Below are 24,341 nucleotides of genomic sequence, written 5' to 3' on the forward strand. Positions count from 1 at the left end.
GATTCCCCATGTCCATCCACACCCCGCCTGCCGGTGCGGTCTTCCGGGGCCGCATGCTGCCCTGGCTGCTGCTGGCCCCGCAGCTGGCCATCCTTGCCCTGTTCTTCTTCCGCCCGGCGGCGGAAGGGCTGCGGCAGGCCTTCCATCTGGCCGATCCCTTCACCGGCCGCGGCATCTATGTGGGGCTCGACAATTTCCGGGCGCTGTTCGCCGAACCGGAATATCTGGACAGCATCCGGGCAAGCCTGATCTTCGCAGGGCTCGTCGCCGGCATTGCCATGGCACTGGCCTTCGTACTGGCTGCCGCAGCCGACCGGCTGCTGGGGGAACGTCCGGCCCTGCGCTCGGCGATCATCTGGCCCTACGCGGTCGCACCGGCGGTCGCGGGCGTGTTGTGGCTGTTCCTGCTGCACCCGTCCTTCGGCGTGATCGCGCAGCTCCTCCACGAGGCGGGGCTGGCCTGGAACCCGCTGCTGGACGGCACCGACGCCATGGCGCTGATCGTGGCCGCCGCGGTCTGGAAGCAGGTCTCCTACAACTTCATCTTCTTCTTCGCCGCCATCCGCTCGGTGCCGAAATCGCTGATCGAGGCCGCCGCCATCGACGGGGCCGGCCCCTTGCGCCGGCTGCGCGACGTGGTCTGGCCGCTGGTCTCCCCCACCAGCTTTTTCCTGCTGGTCATGAACCTGATCTACGCCTTCTTCGACAGTTTCGGCATCGTAGACGCCATCACCGAAGGCGGCCCCGGCGGGGCCACCCGGCTGATGGTCTACAAGGCCTATCGCGACGGTTTTCAGGCCCAGGATCTGGGCGGGTCGGCGGCACAGTCGATCGTGCTGATGGCGCTGGTCGGCGTGCTGACCGTCATCCAGTTCGGCTGGATCGAGCGCAAGGTGTCCTATGCCCGCAGCTGACCCCAAACGCGCACCAGCCAGCGGCATGGTTCGGCGTGACCCGGTTTTCCGGGCGGTTGCCGCCTCGGTCTTCCTGGCTGGCGCCCTGGTCATGCTGTTGCCGGTCTGGTATGCCCTGGCCATCGCCTCGATGCCCGAAGACGGCCGGCTGTCGATCGGCAGCCTGCCCGGACCGATGCTGATCGACACGCTCGCCGATGTGATCCGGGATCCGGTGATCCAGCGGCAGCTGTTCAACAGCCTGGTCATGGCGACGGCGATCACCGCCGGCAAGATCGTAATCTCGCTGACGGCCGGGTTTGCCGTGGTCTATTTCCGCTTCCGCGGACGGGCGCTCGCCTTCTGGGCCATCTTCCTGTCGCTGATGCTGCCGGTGGAGGTCCGGATCGTGCCGACCTATGCGGTCGCGGCCGATCCGCTGGCACCCCTGATCGGGGGTTTGCGCCTGCTCGGTGTGGAGATCGGGCTCTCGCCCTCGCTGCTCGATACCCATGCCGGGCTGGTGCTGCCCCTGATCGCCTCGGCCACCGCCACCTTCCTTTATCGCCAGGTCTTCCTGGCCGTACCGGCGGATCTGGTAGAGGCCGCCCGGATCGACGGCGCCGGGCCGCTGCGCTTTCTGCGCGACGTGGCCCTGCCGCTGGCGGCACCGGCGACGGCGGCACTGGCGGTCATTCTGTTCGTCTATGGCTGGAACCAGTATCTCTGGCCGCTGCTGATCACCACCGACGAGCGGATGGCGACCGTGGTAATGGGGGTGGCGCGCACCCTGCCCACCGACAATGCCGAGACGCGCTGGGGGCTGACCATGGGGCGGGCGCTGGTCGCCATGGCACCGCCGGTGATCCTGGTCCTGGTTCTGCAGCGCCGGCTTGTCGCCGGGCTGACCGATGTCGGCAAGTAGCGCCCCCGGCGCTTATCCCCTTGGACGGCAAGGGTCCGAGCGGCTATAGATGTCGCCGAGGCGCCGCCGCCGGGCGGCGCGGGACCGACCCGGAGGGAAGCCGACCCCCATGTCTCCGTTCGACGCCGACCGCGCGGTCGATCGACGCCGCCTGAAGCGGGGCCTGACCTTCTGGCGCATCGCCGCCATCGTGCTCGCCGCCATCCTGGGCGGCATTGTCTTTCGCGCCACGGATATCGGTGGCACCGGCGCCTTCAAGGGCGACCGGATCGCCGAACTCACCATCGACGGCTTCATCGCTCCGGATGACGAGCTTTACGAGCGGCTGGACGAGGTGAAGGACGATCCCGCGGTCAAGGCGCTGATCGTGCGCATCGACAGCGGTGGCGGCAGCTCGATCGGCGGCGAGCTGAATTACGAAAAACTCCGCGAGATTGCTGCCGAAAAGCCGGTGGTGGCGGTGATGGAAGGCATCGCCGCCTCGGCCGCCTATATGACCGCGCTCGGCGCCGACCGGATCTACGCCCATGGCGAGACGCTGACCGGCTCGATCGGTGTCTATCTTCAGGCGGTGGAAGCGACCGAGCTGCTGCGCTCCATCGGCATTGAGGCCGATCTGATCAAAAGCTCGGTCATCAAGGGCCAGCCCAACCCGCTTGAAGAGCTGAACGACGAAGCCCGCGCGGCACTCGCCGATGTGGTCGCCGACAGCTACGGCTATTTCCGCGGCCTTGTGGCCGATCGTCGCAGCCTGTCGGGTGACAGGCTTGAGGCGGTGGCCGACGGCCGGGTCTTCACCGGCCGCCAGGCGCTTGCGGCGGGGCTGATCGACGGTCTTGGCGGCAAAAAGGCCGCACGTGCCTGGCTTGAAGGCGAAAAGGGGCTGGACGCGGACCTCCCGATCGAGGATATCACCCCCCGTCCGGAAGACGGGCGCGGGCTGCTGGGTGCCGCGGCGGACGCCGCGGTCGAAGCCCTGCTCAAAAATACCGAACTGTCAGAACGGCTTAGAGTTGACGGACTGGTATCGGTTTGGCAACCTCGCCCCTGACTTGAACATGACGGATGCATGACCGCCTGCGGGCCCTGAACACGGCCCGCGAGGACGGTAGCGCAGTGCCGCCATTTCCGGCCGCCGATCCTGCGGCCCGCCCCAGGCGCGGCCCGCTTCACATGCCTTCACCAGGGACCATTTACCACCATGACCAAGTCGGAGCTGATTGCCCGCCTCGCTGCGAGCCATCCCCATCTCTATCAGCGCGACGTCGAGCAGATCGTGAGCACCGTCTTCGACGAGATCTCCGAAGCGCTGGCGCGAGGCGACCGGGTTGAGCTGCGCGGTTTCGGGGCGTTCTCGGTGAAGCACCGCCGCTCGCGCACCGGCCGCAACCCGCGCACCGGCGATACGGTCAATGTGCCGTCGAAGTTCGTGCCCTTCTTCAAGACCGGCAAGGAGCTGCGCGACCGCCTGAACGGCGAGTGAGCCTGCGGCCAGTCCATGCAGATACGACGACGCGCGCCACAGGCGCGCGTTTTCGGTTATGATCGGACCACGGCGAACCTGGCCCCCGGTCACCGTCCGCCGGTTTTTGTCCGTTCGCTCATCCGGAGGATGTAAGGCCCCATGCTGCGCGCCCTGAAACTCGCCCTGCTCGCCCTGATCGCGATCATCGTTGCCGCCTTCGCGATCGGCAATCGGGATGGCGTGGTGCTGTCGCTGTGGCCCTTCGGTCTGGAACTGGCCCTGCCGCTGTTCCTGGCACTGGAAGCGACGCTGCTGATCGGCCTGGTTCTGGGCGGGCTGGTGGCCTGGCTTCGTGCCGGCCGCCATCGGGCCCGCGCCCGCCGCCTGGCCCGGCGGGTGGAAGAGCTGGAGGGTGAGCTGCACCGGCTGCGCTCAGCTGGCACCCGCCCGGCCGCTGCCGCGGCACCGGCAGGCCCCGCGCTCGGCAGCACCCAGGCCGCGCCGCGGCTCACCGGCGGCCGCGACGCCGCCTGATCCAGGCACCCCCATCCGGCACCGATCGACGGTGCCACCCTTGCCCCGCCCCTCCACCGGCCCCATGTGACGCTGCGACCCGGCAGCCGGCACGCCCGGAATGGTGTAGGAAGCGGGCTTCGGCCTCTGGTATAAGCCCGGAGGTTCGCGACATACCGGAAGACCATGAGCAAGATCACGCCTCCCCGTTTCGACAATCCGCTCTTCGTCGCCATCGACACGACCGATGCCGGCCGCGCCGCGGCGCTGGCCCGTGCGGTCGCCTCGTCCGTCGGCGGCATCAAGCTCGGGCTCGAATTCTTCATGGCCAATGGGGCCGGGGGCGTGCAGGCGGTGCGGTCGGCAGCGCCCGATCTGCCGCTGTTCCTGGATCTGAAATTCCACGACATTCCGAATACGGTCGCCGGCGCCGTGCGCGCCGTGGCGCCGCTGGCGCCGGCTCTGCTCACCATCCATGCCTCGGGTGGTCCTGCCATGATCCGCGCCGCACGTGAAGCGGCCGCCGAGGCGGCCGACCGGCTGGGTATCGCCACCCCGCCGGCCGTGGTGGCCGTCACCGTGCTCACCAGCCTGGACGACACCGATCTGATGTCGGTCGGCCAGCGCGGGCCTTCGGGCGATCAGGTGCTGCGGCTGACCGACACGGCGCTGGCGCATGGGGCGGCGGGCGTGGTCTGTGCGCCCACGGAACTCGTCCGGCTGCGCGGGCGTTTCGGCGCCCAGCCGCTGATGGTGGTGCCCGGCATCCGGCCGGCCGATGCGGCCCGCGGCGACCAGAAGCGGGTCATGACCCCGGCCGAGGCCCGCAGCGCCGGTGCCGATGTGCTGGTGGTCGGCCGCCCGATCACCGGCGCCGAAGATCCGGCGGAGGCCGCCGCGCGGATCGCAGGCGAGATTGCAGCGGCCGAACTGACGGGAGCTGCCTGACCGATGACCGCGCCGGCCGGCCTTTCATCTGTGCTTCCCCCCGCGATCAAGATCTGCGGCCTCAACCGGCCCGACATGATCCGGACGGCGATCGAGGCCGGCGCCACTCATCTGGGTTTCGTGCATTTCGCCCCCTCGCCGCGGCATGTCGATCATGCCGATCTGGCCCGGCTGGCGGCCGATCTGCCCGCCGACGGTCCCGCCAAGGTATTGCTGACCGTCGATGCCGACTGGCCGGTACTGGATGCTGCCGTAGACGCGCTGGCCCCCGATCTGCTGCAATTGCATGGCCATGAGACGCCCGAGCGGATCGAAGCGGTGCGCAGCCGCTATCGCCTTCCGGTGATCAAGGCGGCCGGCATCGCCGATGCCGCCGATGTGGCGGCCCTGAAGCCCCTTGCCGCCGCGGCCGATCTGCTGCTGCTCGACGCCCGCCCGCCACGCGATGCGACCCGTCCCGGCGGGCTCGGCCAGGCCTTCGACTGGCGCCTGCTTTCCGGTGCGGATTTCGCGGCCGCCATCGGCGGCACGCCCTGGTGGCTGGCCGGCGGCCTGACCGCGGCGACGGTGGCGGACGCCATCGCCCGCACCAGCCCGCAGGGTGTCGATGTATCCTCGGGCGTTGAAAGCGCCCCCGGGGTCAAGGATCCCGCCGCGATCCGGGCCTTCGTTTCCGCGGCACGTGCCGCCTTCGACCTCAAGACCTGACAGTCAGGAACAGCCGGTTCATGTCGCATACACCCAACACCTACCGTTCCGGGCCGGACGAGCACGGCCGTTTCGGACTGTTCGGCGGTCGTTTCGTCGCCGAAACCCTGATGCCGCTGATCCTTGAGCTTGAGCAGGCCTATGAGGCGGCGCGGCAGGATCCCGAGTTTGCGGCCGAGATGGCGCTGTTCCAGCGCGATTATGTCGGCCGGCCGAGCCCGCTCTATCTCGCCGAACGGCTGACGGAGCATCTGGGCGGCGCAAAGATCTACTTCAAGCGCGACGAGCTGAACCACACCGGCGCGCACAAGATCAACAACGTGCTGGGCCAGCTGCTGGTTGCGAAGCGCATGGGCAAGAAGCGGATCATCGCCGAGACCGGTGCCGGTCAGCACGGCGTTGCCACCGCCACCATGTGCGCGCGGCTCGGCATGGATTGCGTCGTTTACATGGGCGAGACCGACATCGTCCGTCAGAAGCCCAACGTCTTCCGGATGCGCCTGCTCGGCGCCGAGGTGCGCGGCGTGTCGTCCGGCACCGCGACCCTCAAGGATGCGATGAACGAAGCCCTGCGGGACTGGGTGTCGAATGTCGACGACACCTTCTACTGCATCGGCACCGCCGCCGGTCCGCACCCCTATCCGATGATGGTCCGCGACTTCCAGTCGATCATCGGTGAAGAGACGAAGGTCCAGGTGCTGGAGCGTGAAGGCCGCCTGCCCGACATGCTGGTCGCCTGCATCGGCGGCGGCTCCAACGCCATCGGCCTGTTCCATCCCTTCCTCGACGAAGAGGGCGTGCGGATGATCGGTGTCGAGGCGGCGGGACACGGCATCGAGACCGGCGAGCATGCCGCCTCGCTGGCCGGCGGCCGTCCGGGTGTGCTGCACGGCAACCGCACCTATCTGCTGCAGGATGCCGACGGGCAGATCCTGAACGCCCATTCGATCTCGGCCGGCCTGGACTATCCCGGCATCGGCCCCGAACATTCCTGGCTGCGCGATATCGGCCGGGTGGAATATGAGTCGGTCACCGACCGCGAGGCGCTTGACGCCTTCCAGCTCTGCGCCCGCCTTGAAGGCATTCTGCCGGCGCTGGAGCCCGCCCATGCGGTGGCGCAGGTGGTCAAGACGGCCCCCACCCTGCCCCGCGACGCCATTCTGGTGATGAACATGTGCGGCCGCGGCGACAAGGATGTCTTCACCGTCGCCGAAGCCTTGGGAGTGGACCTGTGAGCGCCATGGCTGAGACCATCGACCGTTCCGCCGTGCCGGGCGGCACTGCCCGTATCGATCGCCGTTTCGCGGCGCTGAAGGCCGAGGGCCGGGCCGGGTTGATCACCTTCGTGACTGCTGGCGACCCTGACCTCGAAACCGGCGCCCGGGTACTGGCCGCGCTGGCTGAGGCCGGTGCCGACGTGATCGAACTGGGCGTGCCCTTCACCGACCCGATGGCCGACGGCCCGGCGATCCAGCGGGCAGGGCTGCGTGCCCTCGCCGCCGGGGTCACCATGATCAGGGTGCTGGACATGGTCCGCGCCTTCCGCGCGACCAACACCGACACCCCCATCATTCTGATGGGCTATTACAACCCGATCTACGCCTATGGCGCCGAACGCTTCGCCGCCGATGCAATCGCGGCCGGCGTCGACGGGCTGATCGTGGTCGACCTGCCGGCCGAGGAAGAGGAGGAGCTGGTCCGCTTCACCGATCCCGCAGGTCTCGCCCTGGTCCGCCTGGTCGCGCCCACCACCTCGGTGGAGCGTCTGCCCTCGGTGGTCGGCCGGGCGAGCGGTTTCCTCTACTACGTCTCGATCACCGGCATCACCGGTACCGCCTCGGCGGATATCTCCAGGGTGGCGCCCTCGGTCGCCCGGATTCGCGCGGCGAGCGAATTGCCGGTGGCGATCGGTTTCGGTATAAAGACTCCCGAACAGGCAGCCGCCTTCGCGGCGATCGGTGATGCCGTCGTGGTCGGCTCGGCGATCGTGCAGGAGGTCGAACAGGCGGTGGCCGACGGCGCGCCCGAAACCGCGCCGGATCGGGTCCGCGATCTGGTCAGCCGGCTGGCAGGCGGTGTGCAGAGCGCTGCCGCCCGCGCCTGACGGCGACGTCGTGACCCGCCCCGCCCCAGGCATCCGAACGGAGACCCCAACCGCATGAGCTGGCTGTCGAACTTCGTCCGTCCGAAGATCCAGGCCCTGGTCCGCAAGCCCGACGCGACGCCGGACAATCTCTGGCACAAATGCCCGTCCTGCGAGCAGATGATCTTCCATCGTGATCTGGTGGAAAATCTGCATGTCTGCACCAATTGCGGCCATCACATGCGCCTGCCGGCGAAACAGCGGCTTGCCATGCTGTTCGACGACGGCGCCTATGACCGGATCGATACGCCTAAAGTGACGGCCGATCCGCTGCGCTTCCGCGACCGCAAGCGCTATACCGACCGTCTGCGCGAAGCCCAGGCCAAAACCGACGAAACCGATGCCATCCAGGTGGGCGAGGGCCGCATCGGCGGCGTGCCGGCCGTGGTTGCGGTGTTCGATTTCGATTTCCTGGGCGGCTCCATGGGCATGGGCGTAGGCGAAGGCCTGGTCAAGGCCGCCGCCGTCGCCGTGCAGAAGAAACGCCCGCTGATCGTCTTCCCCGCCTCGGGCGGTGCCCGCATGCAGGAAGGCGCGCTGTCGCTGATGCAGATGGCCCGCACCACGGTCGCCGTCGACCGGGTGAAGGAAGCCGGCCTGCCCTATGTCGTGGTCTTCACCGACCCGACCACCGGCGGCGTCACCGCGTCCTTCGCCATGATCGGCGACATCCACATCTCCGAACCCGGCGCCCTGATCGGCTTTGCCGGTCAGCGGGTGATCGAGACCACCATTCGCGAGGCCCTGCCCGAGGGCTTCCAGCGCGCCGAGTATCTGATGGAACACGGCATGCTCGACATGGTGGTACCGCGCAAGGCGCTGAAGGAGACGCTGGCCCGGACGCTGAAGCTGCTGCTGAAGCTGCCGCCGGCGGCCGCCCCCAAGCCCGGCTCGGCGATCGCCGGGCCGGTGACCAACACGGTCACCCCGCCGCGCAAGCCTGCCGGCAATGCCGCCACGAAAGCCGCCGAGGCGACACCGCGTACCGAGCCCGCCCTGGGTACGGCTGCGACCGACGAGCCGCGCAAGGCCTGATACTGCGCCCGGGCCCCGAAGGCCCGGGTACCATCCGACGTGAAGGGGCTGCCGGCCCATGGATGACAGCGCCACCATCCTCGACCGGCTGGGCCGGCTGCATTCGACCGAAATCGATCTCGGCTTCGACCGGATCCTGCGCCTGCTCGCCGAGCTGGGCAATCCGCAGGACCGGTTGCCGCCGGTGATCCACCTGGCCGGCACCAATGGCAAAGGCTCGGTGGTGGCTTATCTCTCGGCCATCGCCCGCGCCGCCGGGCTCTGCGCCCATGCCTATACCTCACCGCATCTGGTCCGCTTCCACGAACGCATCGCCCTCGGCGGCCGGCCGATCGCCGAACCGGTGCTGGCCCGGCTCCTGGCCCGGATCGAAGAGGTCAATGCCGGCCGGCCGATCACTTTTTTCGAGATCACCACCGCCGCCGCCTTCCTGGCCTTCGCCGAGACCCCGGCCGATCTGGTCATCCTGGAAACCGGGCTCGGCGGACGGCTGGATGCGACCAACCTCGTCGCCCGGCCTGCCGCGGTCGGCATCACCCGTATCGCGCTCGACCATATGGAATTCCTGGGTGATACCCCGGCGCTGATCGCGGCCGAAAAGGCGGCGATCATCAAGCAGGGCTGCCCCGCCGCCACCGTCGCGCAGATGTCCGATGCGGCAGCGGTGATCCGTGCAGCCGCGCTGCGCATGCAGGCACCCTTTACGGAGGGGGGGCGCGACTGGCAGGCGGCACTGGAGGCGGACCGCCTGGTGATCAGCGGCGGACCTGCCGACGGCATCTGGCCACTGCCGGCCCTGATCGGCGACCACCAGGCCTGGAATGCCGGTCTCGCCCTCACCCTCGCCCGACTTGCCGCCGCAGACATACCGGCGCTGGCGCCGCTCGGTCATGCCGCCGCCCTGGCCGAGGGGCTCCGCACCGTCCGCCACCCGGGGCGGTTGCAGCCGGTGACGGCGGAGATTGCCCGGGCGCTGCCGGTGCTCGATCCTGCCGGTCGTCACGAGATCTGGATCGACGGCGGCCACAACCCCGATGCGGTCGATGCGCTTGTCCGTCACAGTCTGGGCCCCTGGTCCGACCGGCCGATGCTGCTGGTGCTGGGCCTGCTCGCCCGGAAGGATGCCGATGCGGTGATCAGCGGCCTGGCACCACTGGCCGGCCGGATCCGTCTTGCCACCATCGCCATACCCGGCCATCCCTCGCATGACCCGCAGATGCTGGCCGACCTCGCCCACAGGGCCGGGATCGATGCCGCCCCGGCCGAGAGCTGGCAGGCAGCGATTGCCGCCGTCGATCCCCACATCGCCCATCGCATCCTGATCTTCGGCTCGCTCTACCTGGCCGGCGACGTCCTCGCCGCGCTGGAACCCGCAGATGCCGAGGCTGCCGCCTGACCTTCGCCCGCTCACTGCCCGGAGCCGATCTCTCTTCAGGAACCGCATCAATGGCCGCCATCCCCGTCTTCTCCACCGCCGATCTCGGTCACGTCTCCATCGCCCATACCCTGCTGCCCGCGGGCCGGCCGGGCGGGATGCCGGTGGTATTCGTCCACGGCCTGTCGATGCAGGGGCCGGAATGGCCCGAGGCCTTTCTGGACGATCTGGGAGCCGACCATCCGGTGCTGCTGCTCGACAACCGCGATGCCGGGCTGTCCACCGCCTTCGGGCCGGTGGTGCTGGGAGAGCCGGGCGCCTCGCCGCCCCAGGCCTATGACCTGTTCGACATGGCCCGCGACGTGGTCGCCCTGCTCGACCGGCTGGGTCTCGATCGGGTGCATCTGGTCGGCTATTCGATGGGCGGGCGGATCACCCAGATCATCGCCGCCACCGAGCAGAGCCGCGTGGCCTCGCTCACCTGCCTGTCCTCGACCGGCGGCCGCCGGCAGGTGGAAGCGAAGGCCGAGGTCCGCGACGCTCTGGGTGCCGCCCGGGCGGAGCGCCTGCTTCATGAGCCCGATATCGAGCTGTTCGTTGCCCAGTCCCGCCTGCTCGACGGCACGGCACTTCAGGCGTCCGACGACGAGCACCGCCGGCGGATCACCCGGGCCGTCGCCCGCAGCTACCGGCCGCTCGGCACCGGCCGGCAGATGGCGGCAATCGAGAGCACGATGGACCGCCGCGAGCTGCTGGGCCAGATCATCTGCCCCACCCTGTTCATCCACGGCACAGCCGACCCGGTGGTCGCGCTGGACCGGGTACGGGAAGGTGTGGAGCGTATTTCAGGTGCCCGCCTGCATGTGATTCAAGGCCTCGGCCATCTGATCACCGAGGCTGCGACGCCGCTGTTCCTGGCCCCGCTCGCCGCCCACATCCGGGCAGCCGACGCGCGGGGCTGATCGGGAAAACGGGGCTGATCAGGAAAAGCAGTCTTCGGGCAGTTTCAACTCAGCCGGGGATTGCCCCAGAATCCAGCCTTCGACGGTGGTGACCGGTGCCAGCCGGGGCTCACCGGTGGGGCGTGCGCCGGCCAACACCTGCAGCATGCCCATCAACCCGACCACGGCATCGAACCGGTCCTCGCCCTGGCTCGCATTGCCGAAACCGTCGCCCAACTCGGCGACCAGGTCCATATCGATCACAAGATCCAACCGACGGGCCGCTTCCATCAGGGTGGCGGCATTGGCGGCACGATCGTTGCGGTTGCGTTTGCTGCCCCGGCCATTGGTGGCCTGACGGCCCAGCCGCACCCCCAGATGGCGATGGAAGGCCGCCGGATAGGCCTCGACCACGGTAAGGGCATGGCGTTCGACCAGCTCGCCCAACCGGCCGTCGAAGGGCCAGAGCCCCAGATCCAGCCCGTCACGGCGGGCGGGGATCAGCAGATGCCGCCAGACATGGGCGGCTGCGCGGCCGACCTGGGCGGGACCCATGGTCCAGAACAACGGGGCCGCCGCCCGGCGGGCGATGGTTGCATGCTCGCAGATCCGCCGCAGATCATCGGGTCCGTCCAGTCCAAGCCGGCGGGCAAGCTCGGCCGGCCCGCCCTGCCCCTGCCCGGGCCGTCGCGGAAAGAACGGCCGGCCGGGCGAGATCTCCTCGGGCCGCATCGCCGGCTCCAGCCCTTCGGGCGCGAGCGCGAACCGGTCGAGCGCATCCACGAACCGCGTGGCTCCCAGCAGCCCGGCATAGGCTGCCGGCAGGCCCAGCACCACATCCAGCCCCAGCAGTACCCGGCCCCCCCGGGCACGCGCCAACAGCCGGGTGATCAGGGTATCGACCGGCCCCACCGGTTCCGGCACACCCGCGGCGTAACGGCCATCCTCCATCCGCGTCGCCACGGCCATCCAGCGCTTGCGGCCGTCGACGCTCCAGTCGGCGTGAACCACCAGATCGGGCGGCACAGGGCAGGGTGGCCCGCCTGCATCGACATCGGCAGCAATCGCCAGACGGTTGGCGGCAGGCGCCGGGGTGAACACCTCCTGCTCCCGCGCCGAGCCGCGCAGCTGCACGCGGCCCAGCGATCGCCAGGCCGCGGTGGCCCGGGCGGCAAAGGAGCCGCTGGCAATGATCCGATGGCCCAGCGTCTTGGTCAGATCCTCCAGCCGCGCCGTCTCGTTGATCGACCGGTCGATGGCGGTAAACTGCAACCGTTCGGCGGTGCCGATATTGCCGAACATCACCCGTCCCAGATGCAGACCGATGCCGAAATCGACGCGTGCTTCGCCCTCGGCCGCACGCTCGCGGTTCCACAGCTCCAGCCGGCGTTCGGCATCGCGTGCCGCCGCCAGGGCGGCATCGCAGGCGGCCTCGACCTCGTCGCCAAAGACCGCCAGCGGAAAGATTGCGAGCACGCTGTCGCCCATCAACGACAGCACCTCGCCGCCCGCCCCCAGCACCGGTTCGGCGGCGCATTCGAAATAGCGGTTCACCAGTTCCATGAACCGGCCGACGCCCAGCTGCTCGGCGATCGCAGTCGAGCCGCGCAGATCCGACAGGAAGATCGCCGCCGGGATCAGCTCGCCATCGCCGCGCCGGATCTGGCCCGACAACACCCGCCGGCCGGCATGCTGGCCCAGATAGGTCATGGCCACCGTATCCGAGACCTGGGCCGTGAAGGCCAGCCGGCAGGCTGCCGCCAGATGCACCTGCAACGCCGAAAGAATGGCCAGGTCGCGATCGCTGAACCCGTCGGGGGCATCGGCGGTCCACGAGGCGAGCACGCCATTGCCGCCCAGACCGCTGCCGAAGGCCGTGCCGGTCGCGACATAGTCGGTCATGCCTTCGGCGACCAGATCCTCGAACAGCGCAAATTCGCGGCTCGCCTCCGGCCCCGTCAGCCGGCGGCGCATCCAGTGCAGGTCATGGGTCAACAGATAGTTGAGCGGCGAGCGCTGCCAGGCCTCGGACACACCGGCCAGGCCATGGGCCATCACCATCCGCTCCACCGGCTGGCCCGCCTGCCAGAAGAAGGATACGGCCGCGATCAGCGGATGAAGGGTCCGGAAGGCGAGATAGACCCGGCGGATCGGCAGGCCGGCTTCGACCAGGCCGCGGTTCATGCCGTCGAAGACCTGCTCGAAACTGACCGCCTGGATCAGATCGCCGGCCATCCGCCCCGCGACCGCCGCGACCACCATCGCCGCCTCGGCATCCAGCGGCATGGCCGCGGGCGGCGGCAGCTGCAGGCGGCCCAGCGCGTCGCGGCTGCGGGGGGCAACGTCACGGCGAGGACGATCGGGCATCGGGCAGGGTCCTGATGGCGGCGCGGACAAGGCGCAGAAAGGTCTGGGTGCCGACCGCAAGCACGGGGGTCGCATTGGCGCCGCCCGTATCGTACAGCAGCCGGGCCATGGCCGGCACGTCGTCGTGGTCGATCGGTCCCCGAAGCGGTGCCTCCAGCCCCTGCCCCAGCCGGGCCGCCAGCCGGCGATGCACGGCTGCGCCGTGGACCAGCGGCCCGCGGCGCCCCTGAAGCACCACCGCTTGCGTGGGCAGCCCGGCGCCTGCAAGCGTATCGACCAACCCGTCGACATCCTTGTCGTCGGTGACCGAGAGCAAAACCCGCCAGCCTGTATCCGCCAGTCGGGCCAGGCGGCCGGCATCGAGGCTCGCCGCCTGCACGGCCGCTTCCCACCCGATCTCGCGTCCATCCCCGGTCATCATCCGCCCCCAGGACGGCACCGAAGCGGCCATCCGGTCCAGCGCCGCCGCGATCCCGGGCGTCGTGGGGTCGATGCCATCAGCTGCAAGCGCCGCATGGGCCAGTGCCAGATCCTGGCGCAGCCAGCCCGGCCGGTCATCCGCCGCATCCGGCGGGAGGGCCGGAACCACCAGGGCGTTTGCAGGGTGGATGCCCGCCGCCTGCCCGGCCGTGGCGGCGGCAGCGGTCAGGATGGTGCAGCCGCAGCGCCTGCGGATGTCGAGCTTCTCGGCCGCGACATCGGCCAGCGTCGGGCCCAGCCGGTCCAGATGCTCGGGCAGGATCGCGGTCACCACCCCGATTCGCGCCCGAAGCCGGCCGGCCTCGTCATGGGCCGCCCCCCGGCCGGTCTCGATCACCAGCCGCCCGGCCCCGGTTTCCCTGGCATGCGCTAGGGCGATGGCCAGGAACTGGCCGAAAGGCGACAGCGCCTCGCCCGAGGGCAGGCGCGCCGCCAGTGCCTCGACCTGCGGGGCAAGCGCCGCATGATGGCGCAGGAAATCTTCCCCCCTGATCACCGCACCATCCAGCCGGATGCGGTCGAGTGCGGTGGTCTCCTCGGGCGAGGTGAAAAGCAGGGTCCGACGACCTGCCGCCGTCTCGCCTGCCGCGATCAACCGGGCGGTACTGCCTTTGCCCTTGGATCCCGTGACCAGGATCACCCGGTCCGGATCGGGCATCAGCCCGGCGGCGGCGATCAGCCCCAGCAGCCGGTGCGGCCGGCGCAGATCGCGATCGAAGCCCGGCTTCGTCGGGCGTGCCGCCATGGCACCGGCATAGATCGCATCCAGCGCCCGGCCGATTGCAGGATCGAGGTCTGGTATGGCACCAAAGCCGGGCAAAACAAGGCCCGCACCGTCCCCGGGGACAGTGCGGGCCTCGATATCGGTTCCGGCTGGGCCGGAAGCGGAGGTCAGCCGACGACCGACTTGATCCACTTCGCCAGATCGCTCTTCTGCATCGCGCCGACCTTGGTGGCCGCAATCTGGCCGCCCTTGAAGACCATCAGGGTCGGGATGCCGCGCACACCGTACTTGGACGGGGTCTGCGGGTTGTGGTCGATGTTCAGCTTGGCAATGGTGACCTTGCCGTCGAATTCCTTCGACAGGTCCTCCAGCGCCGGAGCGATCATCCGGCAGGGGCCGCACCACTCGGCCCAGTAATCGACCAGGACGGGCGTTTCGGACTTCAGCACATCCTGCTCGAACGAGCTGTCGGTGACGGTGGCGATGGCCATGGGAGTTGTCCCCTCAAATCGTGAGCGGCCGCGGAGGCCGGCGGAAGCCGGCATGACGAGGCCGGCGGGCGCGCTTGGCTCAATGTAGAAAGCCACGGGGAGACGGTCAAGCACACCGACCTTTGCACCGGATGCACGGCGGCAATCCGTGGATCGGGTGCAATTCAACCTCGACGTTCCGTCGGGTCGCCGGCATCCGGATCCGGAGCCCATCGGTCGAGCAGATCGTCCGGCAGATGCATCAGGGACGGCCCGTCCGTCCAGACCAGCGCCGTCTCCACCCGACGGCCGGGGTAGATCCGGCGCAGAACTGCCCGATAAGCGGCCATCTGGCGCAGGTAGTGCCGGGCCACCCGGACCGGGTCGGACGGCGGTGGCCGGTCGGTCTTGTAGTCCACCACCAGCACACGATCCTCCGCAATCAACAGCCGGTCGACCGCGCCCGAGATCACGCGGGACCCGATCACCGCGCCCAGCGGTACCTCGGCGCGCGAGCCCGGCCCGAAGATCGGCGCGAAATCCGGATGCGTCAGCACCGCCTCCACCTCCGCCGCCAGCGGCGCCACCTCGTCGGGGGCGAGGCCATGGGCGGGGGCCGCCAGGAAACGGCGGGCGGCGTCGGCGCGGACGGCCGGGTCCAGATCCGGCAGCACCTGCAAGAGACGGTGGACCAGCCGGCCGCGGCGGAAGTGACGCACGCCGGCATCACCCAATGGCGATCGGGCCGGCGGCGGATCGTCATCGGGCCGCGACGGCGCCAGAGGCCGCGACGGCACCGGTTCGGGCGGCAGGCCCCGATCGGGATGCAGCGCCGGCGGCAGGCCGACCGCCGCCATCTCGGGCCCCGCCGCCTCGACGGATCCTGGTGTCGCCGGGCCATCCTGCGGGCAGGTGAGCCGCCAGCCTGGACCGGCAATACCTCCCGGCAGTGCCATCTCAGACGGTTCCGCCATTCCCGCCAGCGCCCCCTGAACCAGGGCATACCAGCTGTCCGCAGGGGCATCGGGCTTGCCGTGCCAGCCGCAGACATAAAGCCGGTCGGCCGCCCGCGTCATGGCGACGTAAAGCAACCGGCGGTATTCCTGCCGGTCTTCCATCGCCGTCGCCGCCTGGGCATCACGCACCATGTCGGAGACATCGGCCGACCCGGGCGAGATCAGCAGCATCGGCGCCGGATCCTCCAGCCAGACCGGTCCCGCCGGGGGGCGCGGCAGGCGGATGGTATCTGGCAGAAACACCACCGGCGCCTGCAGCCCCTTGGCGCCGTGCACGGTCATGATCCGGACCTCGTCGCGGCCCTGCTCCAGGTCGCGCTTCACCTCCACGGCGCTCCGCCCGACCCAGGCGAGGAAACCTTCCAGGCTCGGCGGCTCGGTCTGCTCGAAAGCCAGCGCCAGGTTCAGGAACTCGTCGATCGCGTCCTCGGCCTCGGGGCCGAGCCGCGCCACCAGCCGCTGCCGCCCCCCCTGGGCCGCCAGCAGATCGGCGTAAAAGTCATAGGGCCCCATGCGGTCGGCCGCGCGAGCCAGCTTCGACAGGGTCTCTGCCGCCGCGCGAAGCACGGCGTCGCCGTGGGCGCGCTCCCGCAGGGCGCGGATCAGCGGCATCCGGCCGTCGGAGGTCCGACGATCGACCGCCGCCCGGTAGAGCGCCGCCTCGTCGAGGCCGATGATCGGCCCCTTGAGCACCGCCGCCAGCGTCAGATCGTCCTCGGGCAGCAGCAGTGCGCGCCCCAGGGCGACCAGGTCGGCAACCGCGATCTGCTCAATCAACGCCATCCGGTCCACACCCGCCACCGGCACGCCTGCAACCTTCAGCGCCCGCGCCATGCGGCCGACGAAGGCGTTGCGGCGCTGAACCAGGATCAGCACATCACCGGCCCGGACCGGGCGGCCCTGCGCCTCCAGCATCTCGCCCTCGTCCAGCCAGCGGCGGATCGTGCCGGCGATGGCATCCGCCACCCGCCCCATCGGGTCGTCCTGGGGCTCGCGCACCACCGGCGCCACCCAGGCATCGTCCGGATCCAGCTTCTCGGCCACCGCCAGCGGCCAGACCTCCACCACGCCGGCCTGACCAATGCGCGCCGCCTCGTGCCGCAGGGCCTGGCCGGGTTCGACCACACCATCGGCCGCCGGCTGGCGCGCGAAGACGGCGTCCACCGCATCCAGCACCGCGCGCACCGACCGGAAGGACTGGCGAAGTTCAACCGGACGCCAGCCGCGCGCGGCACCGGTCACCCGGGCCGCAAAAAAGGCCTGCATGCGCTTGAAGCCGGCGGGGTCCGCGCGCTGGAAGCGGTAGATCGACTGCTTGGGATCCCCCACCGCGAAGACGGTCCGCGCCAGCGGCATGCCGTCCGCATCGCTGCCTGCCTGCTCGTGGACCGCACCGTCACCGGCGAAGAACTCCTCGGTCAGCCGCTCGACCACCTTCCACTGTTCAGGGCTCGTGTCCTGGGCCTCGTCGAGCAGCAGGTGCATGATGCCGCCATCGAGCTTGTAGAGCACCCAGGGCGCAATGCCCGGTGTGTCCAGCAACCGCCCGGCCCCCAGAATCAGATCGTCGTAATCGAGCCGTGCCCGGATGCGCTTCTGCGCCTCGTAAAGCGCCGCCAGCCGGTGCCCCACGCGGAGCAGCGCCACCGAGGCGGCAACCGTCGCAGCCGCGCGGCGCTGATCCTCCAGCTCCACCATCCGGTCCTGCTCACGGCGAAGTGCCGCAAAGGCCGCCGGAGCCGCTTCCTGGGTCGCCTTGACCATCAGCCGGGCACGCGGCTTGCGCTCGGCGGTCATGGTCGCGCTCAATCGATCCTCGAAGCGGGTGACCCGCTCATCCTCGCCGGCTGCCAGCCAGCCGGCCAGCGCCCGGCCGCGCACGACGTCATCCTTGCCGGAAGACGCGACCAGCGCCTCGGCGGCGGCCTTGAGCCCGACCTCGTCATAGCCGCCCGGGGCGCAGGCGGCCGCCAGTTCGCTTTCGGGCGTGGCCCGTGGATCAAGGTCGTGGACCGCCGCCACCCGCCGGCAGGCGGCCTCCAGCGATCCCGCGGCGGCCACGATCCGGCCCAGCCTGTGGCGTTCGCCGATCACCGTGGCCATCAGCCCGGCGAAGGCTTCGGCATCGAACAGGGTCGCCAGCCGGTCGACCGCCGCCCCCAGTTCGGCATCGCCCGCCGCCTCGGCGAACAGCCGCTCGCGGGCCGTGGCGATCAGTTCGGCCGCATCGCGCTCGTCCATCAGTTCGAAATGCGGCGGCAGCCCGGCTTCCAGCGGAAAGCGCCGCAGCAGCGACTGGCAGAGCGAATGAATGGTCTGGATGTTCATGCCGCCCGGCGTGTCGAGCAGCCGCGCGAACAACCGCCGTGCCGTGGCGAGTTCCGACACGGCCGGCCTCCGCCCGAGCAATGCAAAAAGCTCGTCCGTCAGCAGCCCGGCATCCGCCGTCGCCCAGCGCGCCAGGCGGCCCGACAGACGGAGTGCCATCTCCGCCGCCGCGGCCTTGGTGAAGGTGATGCACAGGATCCGCTCGGGCGCGGCCCCGGCCAGCATGAGCCGCAGCACGCGGTCGGTCAGCACCTTGGTCTTGCCGGTCCCGGCCGAGGCCCCCACCCAGACTGAGAGGGCGGGATCGGCGGCGATCGCCTGTTCCCGGCTCATGCCTCGTCCTCCCCTGCCTGCCATTCCTGCACCCGGGCGAGATGGACGTAATCCGAGTAGCGCGGGGCCGCCCAGGCACGCGGCCGGGCATGGTAGGGCTGGTCGGGCTGGTCGAAAGCGGTAATCAGCCGCACGAGCCCCGCCGCCGCGTCATCGATCAGTGCCCGGGCGTCTCCGCCGGGCTTGAGCACGAAGCGCTGTTCGCCGGCCGGCCGCCGGCCCGACAGCCGCCAGAAGGCCAGTTCCGACACGGTTGCCCCCGGCACGCCTGCGAACCCGCCGCGATCCAGGATGGCCGCTTCCAGCGGCAGCTGCGGCGCCAGCCCGCGCTGCACCTCCTTGGCCGAAGGCGGCGCGCCGGTCTTGTAATCGATGATCGCAAAGGATCCGTCGGGCAGCCGGTCGATCCGGTCGGCGATCGCCGACAGCACGAAACGCCCCCCCGGGGCCTCGAAGGCCAGTTCGCCGCGGATCTCGGTCAGGGTGGCGGAGATATGGGCGCGGCGGGCACGTTCGATGCCGGTGAACCAGGCGGCGATACGCTCGAAGCGCGGCCACCAGAAGGCCAGCACCGCAGGCGGCAGGCGCAGCTCTTCCGTGACCTGCCGCCCCAGCGTCAGCAGGCGCTCACCCGCATCCTCGGGCAGGGCGGCCGGTGCCGGGGCCTGTTCGCGCAGGAACCGGTCCAGCACCGCATGGATGAAGCGACCGCGCTCGGCGGCACCCGGATCGGCATCCACCGGATCCAGCGCCTCCAGCCCCAGCACATGGCGGGCATAGACCGCGTAAGGGTCGCGCATCAGGGTCTCGATCTGGGTGACCGATAGCCGGCGCGGCCGCCGGTCGACCGGCGGCACCGGCGCGGGCGGGCCCGGGCGCGGGCCCGGCTCCACCATGTCCAGCGCCCGGGCCCAGCCGATGAGCGGCACCGCCGCCCGTGCCGCCGTCTCGGCCCGGGCGAGACCGGCACCGGCAATCACCGCATCCAGCCTGAGCAGCCAGCGCGACGGTACGGTCGGCGTGCCGTCCACCTTGGCCGAGCGGGTGACCATCACATTGGGACTTGAGAGCAGGGCCCAGGCATCATGCGCGGACAGGCCGATCCGCCGCTCGGCCGGCGGGAAGCCCGCCTGGCGGCGCATGGCCGGGCTGAGCCAGGGGTCGGGGCCCGGATCACGCGGCCAGTCGCCCTCGTTCATCGCCCCCAGAATGACCAGATCGGCCGAGAGCAGGCGCGCCTCCAGCGGGCCCAGCACCTGCAGCCGGGGATGGCTGCGCCAGCGCGGCCTGAGCGTGCGTTCCGCCAGCAGGGCCGAGAGCAGGGCCGGATAGCGCGCGGTCGGCACATCGCCCAGAACACCCGCCTCGTCGCGCAACTCCGCCAGCGCCTGCATCAGCGCCTCGCCGGCCTCGCCGCGCCAGAGCCGTTCGGCGCCGGTCTCCGGCAGGGCCGCCGTGCCGCCCGCGGCCATCGCCTCGGCAAGATCCGCGGCCGCCACCTCGGCCAGCGCCTCGGCCGCAGCGACATGGGCATCGAGCAGGGCATCGAACGGCGCCTCGCCTGCCGTCATCGCCGCGGCGAAATCCCCGACACACGCCTCCAGCCGGTCGATCCAGGGACCGAGTTCCGCAGCCGCCAGGCGGATGCGCCCGGCATCGCGCGCGCCCTCATCCGCCAGGGCGCCGTCCAGGGCTGCGCGAAGCCCGGCGATATCGGCCGCCGGCCGCGGCCCCCGCAGCAGGGTTCGTTCGAGCAGCCGCCCGCCCGCCCGGAACCGCCCGGGCGGCAGGCCGCCACCCGCCAGCGGATGCTTGACCAGCGCCAGCAGCGGCACGGGCGCCATGCGCTCGGCGGCGGCACGGGCGATCAGGTCCAGGAACACGGCAGGCCCCGATGTCATCAACGGCCGGCCGGCACTGTCGTCGATATCCAGCCCCCAGCGGCGGAGTTCCCCGGTCACCCGGCGGGCGAGACGACGGTCGGGGGTGACCAGCATCGCGGTCCTGCCGGGTACTTCCAGCGTCTCGCGCAGGGCGAGCGCGATCGCCGTCGCCTCGGTTCGCGGATCCGGCGCCTCCAGCCGGGTCAGCCCCTCCAGCGCCGCCACCCGGACATGGGAGAGATCGGCCCAGCGGTCGGTGGTCTCCGCCGGTCGGAAGGCCTCGGTCAGCAGCACCCGCCGGTCGCGGCCGGCACGGGCCGCGGCCGCCGGCACACCCGGCCACACCGGTATGGCCGCGGCCGTCAGGCCCAGTTCGTCGAGCAGACGGGTCAGGCCGTGCTGCGGATGGGTCGGGTCCTGGCGGATGGCGGCCCGGGTGTCCTCGTCCGGGCTCTCGTCCAGCGCGGGCAGCACCACCGCCCCATTCGGCAGGCGGGCAATCACCCGGATCAGCGCCCGGGTCGCCGCCTGACTGCCGGTCGATCCGGCAACGATCACCGGATCGACCGGCGGATCGGCCTCCAGCCGCGCCGCCTCGGCCCGGATCAGCCGGTTACGGCGGTCAATGGCGTCGATCGCGCCGGATTCAGCCAGGATCGCAGGCCAGAAGCGGCGGACGATGTCGACGAAGGCCAGCACTTCCTGCCAATGCTTCGCATAGGCGTCCGGTACCAGCCGGTCCAGACAGGCAAGATCCACATCCTCGACCAGCGCTTCGTCGAGCAGTCTGGCCAGCGCATCAGCCAGCCGCGCCGCCTCGTCGAGCGTCAGGGCCTGGCCATGATCCCGGGCGCTCCAGCGCTCGATCAGCCGCGCCAGCCGCAGCCGGCGGGCCAGCGGCGACATCGCCGGCGGCAGGTCCAGAATGTCGGCGGCACTCCCGGGATCCCCGGCCTCCGCCAGCATCAGCTCTTCGGCCTCGACATCGCCGAGCGGCTTCAGCCGCGGCAGCAAGGCCGCCTCGCCATCGGCGGCGATCAGGAAGGCCCGGGCCAGTTCGTCGATCGCGCGCCGGGTCGGCAGCAGCACGGTCATCCGCCCCAGCCGCTCAGGATCGCCATCGGCGGCAGCGATCAGCCCGCGGGCCAGCGCGTCCAGGAAGCCGGTCCCGGCCGGGATGCGCCAGACCCCTTGCGGCCAGCGGGCCATGGCCTCAGCCGATCCGGTCGTACCGACCGCGGACCACCCGGTCGGCCAGCCGGACCGCGTCGGGCGTACCCACCGCGACGAAGGCGCCGTCATGGACCACGCCGTATAGCCGCTCGCGCTCGATCGCCCGATCGAACAGCAGGTTCAGCGAGAATTTTCCCGCGGGCGCATCCTTGAACAGCGCCGGGCTCAGGATCTGCAGACCGGAATAGAGGAAGGGGGCGACCTCGCGCTCGCGCCGACGACGCAGACGTCCGGTCTGGTCCATCACGAAATCACCGGTGCCGCCGACGCTCAGCGCATAGGGCATCGGCACCAGCAGCAGCAGTGCGTCCATCCGCTCGGGATCGAAGGCGCGGGCCAGCACCTCGGCCGCGGGCGTCGGGCCGTTCAGAAGCAGCTGATCGGCATTGCTGACGAAGAAGGGCGCATCGCCCAGCAGCGGCAGCGCCTTCGCCACGCCGCCGCCGGTTTCCAGCAGGTCGTCCTCGTGGCTTTCCAGCAGCTCGACCCCGGCCGGCAGCCGCGGACGTACCGCGTCCAGATGGGCACGCACCTGATCGGCATAATGGTGAGTGTTCACCACGATCCGGCGGACACCGGTCTCGGTCAGCCGGTCCAGCGTCCAGTCGATCAGGGGCCGGTCGGCCACCTCCACCAGCGGCTTGGGGCGGGTTTCAGTCAGGGGCCGCATGCGGGTGCCGAGCCCTGCCGCCAGCACCATGGCCGTCCGGGGTGCGCCGGCAAAGCGGGTGGGATCGGTCGTGGTCATGCGGGATCTCCTTCGGTGGTCGTCGTACCGGCCGCGTTCCGGTCGCGCGGCCCGGTGCAGCCGCGGGCATCCCAGGGCAGGGCCTCGTCCAGCCAATCGGCCAGATCGTGCAGGGCGGGATGCACGAGATCCCGTTCGATCAGCCCCCAGACCCGCGGCTGGTAGTTCAGGTAGCGCGGCTTGCCGTCGCGCAGATGCAGCCTTGCGAAGATGCCGGCGATCTTCATGTTGCGCTGGGCACCCAGAATGGCCAGTTCAGTGCGGAACGCGTCGCCGTCCAGAGCATCCCGCCTGCGGCGCAGATAGCGCTCCACCATCGCCTCGGCCAGATCCGGTGCGACGTCGCGGCGGGCATCCTCCAGCAGCGAAACCAGATCATAGCCGGGATGGCCGATCAGCGCGTCCTGGAAGTCGATCAGCCCTACCCGCGACAAGCCGCGCCGGGCCGGCATCCACAGCAGATTTTCGGCATGATAATCGCGCAGCACCAGAACCTCGGGCCGCGCCACCTGGTCGATCAGCGGTCTCAGCCGGTCGAGAAAGCCCGCGCGTTCGGTCGCGGTCGCCCCCCGGCCAAGCGCCAGCGGCCAGTACCAGTCGATCAGCAGCAGCGCCTCGCGTTCGAGCGTCGCCGCGTCGTAGACCGGCACATCCAGCGCCGCCGCCCCCGGGCGATCATGAAGATCGGCCAGCAAGTCGACCGCAGCCGCATAGATCGCCGTCTCAAGCGTCGGGTCGCGGTCCAGCACCACCCGGACCAGATCGTCGCCCAGATCCTCCTGCAGCACGAAGCCGGTCTCGGGGTCGGCCGCCAGGATGGTTGGCGCGGCATATCCCATCGCTTTCAGATGTGCCGCCACCTTCAGGAAGGGGCGCACATCTTCATGCGGCGGCGGCGCGTCCATCAGCACGGCGGTCTGGCGATCGAGCTTCAGCCGGTCATAGCGCCGGAACGAGGCATCGCCCGCCAGCACCGTGCGTTCGGCACCGCGCCAGCCGGCACGGGCGACGAAGCGGGCGCGATCGAGATCGCGGGCATCGGTCGGGACCGGGGCTGCGGAAGGGGTATCGGTCATGAGCATGTCCGTGGCGGTGAACCGGGCGTGGCCGGGTTCCCAGAGGTAAGGTGGCCAAGCCGGGCCGTCCAGTCGCCCGAGGGGTGGAGCGTCACCAGCCGGGCGCCGTCGGGCGCAATGGTGATCGACAGGCGGAGCGCGCCCGGATCGAGCCGGCCGCCGGCGCGATCGGGCCATTCGATCAATGCGAGCCCGTCTTCCGCAGCCTCCCACAGCCCCAGCTCGTCGATCTCGTCCGGATCCTCGATCCGGTAGAGATCGGCATGGACGACCTGAATGTCCGGCAGGTCATACTGCTGGACGAGCGTGAAGGTGGGGCTCGGCACCTCGATCGCGGCACCGGCAAGGGCGCGGATCAGCGCACGCGAAAATGCGGTCTTGCCGGCGCCCAGATCGCCGTCGAGCAGGACCATGCCGCCCGCAGCCATCACGGGGGCGAGGCTCCGGGCAAAGGCCTCCGTCTCCGCCTCGCTCGCGAGGCGGACCACCGGCGCCGGGGCACCGGTTCCGCCGGTTTCGGGGGCCCGACAGCTGCGGGATCCCGGGCCGGCGCCATGGCGGATCGTCATGCACATCCGCGGGTTCTAGCCTGTCGGCGCGGCCGCGGCAATGGCCGCCTTGCGGCAGCGGCTTGACAAGCACCCCCGGACTGAGTCACAAGCCTGATCTTCGCGCGAAGGCGGGCGACATTCCGTCGCCATTGCCCTTGTGCGGAACGTCACGCCGATCGATCTTCA

Annotated in this window: 20 protein-coding genes; 12 read left to right on the forward strand and 8 right to left on the reverse strand. The window is 70.4% G+C overall.

Annotated elements, in window-relative coordinates:
- The first annotated feature begins 8 nt into the window (after positions 1-8).
- The 12 genes from ugpA (at position 9) to P7L68_RS26285 (ending at position 10,967) form a co-directional block, all read left to right on the forward strand.
- A complete protein-coding gene (gene ugpA, locus P7L68_RS26230; RefSeq protein WP_372002734.1) occupies positions 9-914 on the forward strand; it encodes a sn-glycerol-3-phosphate ABC transporter permease UgpA in 906 nt (301 codons plus the stop codon).
- Between the two features lie 25 nt (positions 915-939).
- On the forward strand, positions 940-1,818 hold the full coding sequence (locus tag P7L68_RS26235) for an ABC transporter permease subunit (RefSeq protein WP_372002735.1): 879 nt from the start codon (positions 940-942) through the stop codon (positions 1,816-1,818).
- A 109-nt stretch (positions 1,819-1,927) separates the two neighbouring features.
- On the forward strand, positions 1,928-2,869 hold the full coding sequence (gene sppA / locus P7L68_RS26240; RefSeq protein ID WP_372002736.1) for a signal peptide peptidase SppA: 942 nt from the start codon (positions 1,928-1,930) through the stop codon (positions 2,867-2,869).
- A gap of 150 nt (positions 2,870-3,019) precedes the next feature.
- Positions 3,020-3,301 (forward strand): integration host factor subunit beta, encoded by a 282-nt coding sequence (gene ihfB / locus P7L68_RS26245; protein WP_014746745.1) that lies wholly within the window; start codon positions 3,020-3,022, stop codon positions 3,299-3,301.
- A 141-nt stretch (positions 3,302-3,442) separates the two neighbouring features.
- Entirely contained in the window at positions 3,443-3,817 is a 375-nt protein-coding gene (locus tag P7L68_RS26250; RefSeq protein ID WP_372002737.1) for a lipopolysaccharide assembly protein LapA domain-containing protein, read from the forward strand.
- Positions 3,818-3,982: 165 nt separating this feature from the next.
- Positions 3,983-4,744 (forward strand): orotidine-5'-phosphate decarboxylase, encoded by a 762-nt coding sequence (gene pyrF, locus P7L68_RS26255; protein WP_372002738.1) that lies wholly within the window; start codon positions 3,983-3,985, stop codon positions 4,742-4,744.
- A gap of 3 nt (positions 4,745-4,747) precedes the next feature.
- The gene (locus P7L68_RS26260; protein WP_372002739.1) at positions 4,748-5,452 is read left to right on the forward strand and encodes a phosphoribosylanthranilate isomerase; all 705 of its coding nucleotides are present in this window, start codon (positions 4,748-4,750) and stop codon (positions 5,450-5,452) included.
- Between the two features lie 20 nt (positions 5,453-5,472).
- Positions 5,473-6,687 carry a tryptophan synthase subunit beta gene (gene trpB / locus P7L68_RS26265; RefSeq protein ID WP_372002740.1) on the forward strand — a complete coding sequence of 405 codons (1,215 nt, stop codon included), beginning with the start codon at positions 5,473-5,475 and terminating at the stop codon, positions 6,685-6,687.
- 5 nt (positions 6,688-6,692) lie between these two features.
- The gene (trpA, locus tag P7L68_RS26270; protein WP_372002741.1) at positions 6,693-7,556 is read left to right on the forward strand and encodes a tryptophan synthase subunit alpha; all 864 of its coding nucleotides are present in this window, start codon (positions 6,693-6,695) and stop codon (positions 7,554-7,556) included.
- Positions 7,557-7,610: 54 nt separating this feature from the next.
- Positions 7,611-8,630 carry an acetyl-CoA carboxylase, carboxyltransferase subunit beta gene (accD, locus tag P7L68_RS26275; RefSeq protein ID WP_372002742.1) on the forward strand — a complete coding sequence of 340 codons (1,020 nt, stop codon included), beginning with the start codon at positions 7,611-7,613 and terminating at the stop codon, positions 8,628-8,630.
- A gap of 58 nt (positions 8,631-8,688) precedes the next feature.
- The gene (locus P7L68_RS26280; protein ID WP_372002743.1) at positions 8,689-10,026 is read left to right on the forward strand and encodes a folylpolyglutamate synthase/dihydrofolate synthase family protein; all 1,338 of its coding nucleotides are present in this window, start codon (positions 8,689-8,691) and stop codon (positions 10,024-10,026) included.
- Positions 10,027-10,076: 50 nt separating this feature from the next.
- Positions 10,077-10,967, forward strand: a complete 891-nt coding sequence (locus P7L68_RS26285; RefSeq protein ID WP_372002744.1) for an alpha/beta fold hydrolase — start codon at positions 10,077-10,079, stop codon at positions 10,965-10,967.
- Between the two features lie 18 nt (positions 10,968-10,985).
- Here P7L68_RS26285 and P7L68_RS26290 read toward each other — a convergent pair whose 3' ends face one another.
- The 8 genes from P7L68_RS26290 to tsaE all read right to left on the reverse strand — a co-directional run bounded on the left by P7L68_RS26290 (position 10,986) and on the right by tsaE (position 24,173).
- A complete protein-coding gene (locus tag P7L68_RS26290; protein ID WP_372002745.1) occupies positions 10,986-13,313 on the reverse strand; it encodes an adenylate/guanylate cyclase domain-containing protein in 2,328 nt (775 codons plus the stop codon).
- A complete protein-coding gene (locus P7L68_RS26295; protein WP_372002746.1) occupies positions 13,291-14,613 on the reverse strand; it encodes a hypothetical protein in 1,323 nt (440 codons plus the stop codon). The genes P7L68_RS26290 and P7L68_RS26295 overlap by 23 nt, the downstream gene beginning before the upstream one ends.
- 71 nt (positions 14,614-14,684) lie before the next feature.
- Complete coding sequence (gene trxA, locus P7L68_RS26300; protein WP_014746756.1) at positions 14,685-15,008, reverse strand: thioredoxin TrxA; 324 nt, start codon at positions 15,006-15,008, stop codon at positions 14,685-14,687.
- A gap of 164 nt (positions 15,009-15,172) precedes the next feature.
- Positions 15,173-18,664, reverse strand: coding sequence for a double-strand break repair helicase AddA (addA, locus tag P7L68_RS26305; RefSeq protein ID WP_372002747.1), 3,492 nt, complete (start codon positions 18,662-18,664; stop codon positions 15,173-15,175).
- Positions 18,661-21,756, reverse strand: coding sequence for a double-strand break repair protein AddB (addB, locus tag P7L68_RS26310; protein ID WP_372002748.1), 3,096 nt, complete (start codon positions 21,754-21,756; stop codon positions 18,661-18,663). Before addB ends, addA begins: the two co-directional genes overlap by 4 nt.
- Before the next feature lie 4 nt (positions 21,757-21,760).
- A complete protein-coding gene (locus P7L68_RS26315) occupies positions 21,761-22,528 on the reverse strand; it encodes a nucleotidyltransferase family protein (RefSeq protein WP_372002749.1) in 768 nt (255 codons plus the stop codon).
- A complete protein-coding gene (locus P7L68_RS26320; protein WP_372002750.1) occupies positions 22,525-23,604 on the reverse strand; it encodes an aminoglycoside phosphotransferase family protein in 1,080 nt (359 codons plus the stop codon). The genes P7L68_RS26315 and P7L68_RS26320 overlap by 4 nt, the downstream gene beginning before the upstream one ends.
- Entirely contained in the window at positions 23,601-24,173 is a 573-nt protein-coding gene (gene tsaE / locus P7L68_RS26325) for a tRNA (adenosine(37)-N6)-threonylcarbamoyltransferase complex ATPase subunit type 1 TsaE (RefSeq protein WP_372002751.1), read from the reverse strand. The genes P7L68_RS26320 and tsaE overlap by 4 nt, the downstream gene beginning before the upstream one ends.
- Positions 24,174-24,341 lie beyond the last annotated feature (168 nt).

It is taken from the genome of Tistrella mobilis (assembly GCF_041468085.1).
GTDB classification, from domain to species: Bacteria; Pseudomonadota; Alphaproteobacteria; order Tistrellales; family Tistrellaceae; genus Tistrella; species Tistrella mobilis_A.

What these genes read in the sequence shown, in the direction of transcription:
- ihfB (WP_014746745.1), top strand. Translation starts at nt 3,020, where the DNA reads ATGACCAAGTCGGAGCTGATTGCCCGCCTCGCTGCGAGCCATCCCCAT.
- trpB (WP_372002740.1), top strand. Translation starts at nt 5,473, where the DNA reads ATGTCGCATACACCCAACACCTACCGTTCCGGGCCGGACGAGCACGGC.
- tsaE (WP_372002751.1), bottom strand. Translation starts at nt 24,173, where the DNA reads ATGACGATCCGCCATGGCGCCGGCCCGGGATCCCGCAGCTGTCGGGCC.
- pyrF (WP_372002738.1), top strand. Translation starts at nt 3,983, where the DNA reads ATGAGCAAGATCACGCCTCCCCGTTTCGACAATCCGCTCTTCGTCGCC.
- P7L68_RS26235 (WP_372002735.1), top strand. Translation starts at nt 940, where the DNA reads ATGGTTCGGCGTGACCCGGTTTTCCGGGCGGTTGCCGCCTCGGTCTTC.
- P7L68_RS26290 (WP_372002745.1), bottom strand. Translation starts at nt 13,313, where the DNA reads ATGCCCGATCGTCCTCGCCGTGACGTTGCCCCCCGCAGCCGCGACGCG.
- ugpA (WP_372002734.1), top strand. Translation starts at nt 9, where the DNA reads ATGTCCATCCACACCCCGCCTGCCGGTGCGGTCTTCCGGGGCCGCATG.
- trxA (WP_014746756.1), bottom strand. Translation starts at nt 15,008, where the DNA reads ATGGCCATCGCCACCGTCACCGACAGCTCGTTCGAGCAGGATGTGCTG.
- addA (WP_372002747.1), bottom strand. Translation starts at nt 18,664, where the DNA reads ATGAGCCGGGAACAGGCGATCGCCGCCGATCCCGCCCTCTCAGTCTGG.
- sppA (WP_372002736.1), top strand. Translation starts at nt 1,928, where the DNA reads ATGTCTCCGTTCGACGCCGACCGCGCGGTCGATCGACGCCGCCTGAAG.
- P7L68_RS26260 (WP_372002739.1), top strand. Translation starts at nt 4,748, where the DNA reads ATGACCGCGCCGGCCGGCCTTTCATCTGTGCTTCCCCCCGCGATCAAG.
- P7L68_RS26280 (WP_372002743.1), top strand. Translation starts at nt 8,689, where the DNA reads ATGGATGACAGCGCCACCATCCTCGACCGGCTGGGCCGGCTGCATTCG.
- trpA (WP_372002741.1), top strand. Translation starts at nt 6,693, where the DNA reads ATGGCTGAGACCATCGACCGTTCCGCCGTGCCGGGCGGCACTGCCCGT.
- P7L68_RS26320 (WP_372002750.1), bottom strand. Translation starts at nt 23,604, where the DNA reads ATGACCGATACCCCTTCCGCAGCCCCGGTCCCGACCGATGCCCGCGAT.
- accD (WP_372002742.1), top strand. Translation starts at nt 7,611, where the DNA reads ATGAGCTGGCTGTCGAACTTCGTCCGTCCGAAGATCCAGGCCCTGGTC.
- addB (WP_372002748.1), bottom strand. Translation starts at nt 21,756, where the DNA reads ATGGCCCGCTGGCCGCAAGGGGTCTGGCGCATCCCGGCCGGGACCGGC.
- P7L68_RS26285 (WP_372002744.1), top strand. Translation starts at nt 10,077, where the DNA reads ATGGCCGCCATCCCCGTCTTCTCCACCGCCGATCTCGGTCACGTCTCC.
- P7L68_RS26315 (WP_372002749.1), bottom strand. Translation starts at nt 22,528, where the DNA reads ATGACCACGACCGATCCCACCCGCTTTGCCGGCGCACCCCGGACGGCC.
- P7L68_RS26250 (WP_372002737.1), top strand. Translation starts at nt 3,443, where the DNA reads ATGCTGCGCGCCCTGAAACTCGCCCTGCTCGCCCTGATCGCGATCATC.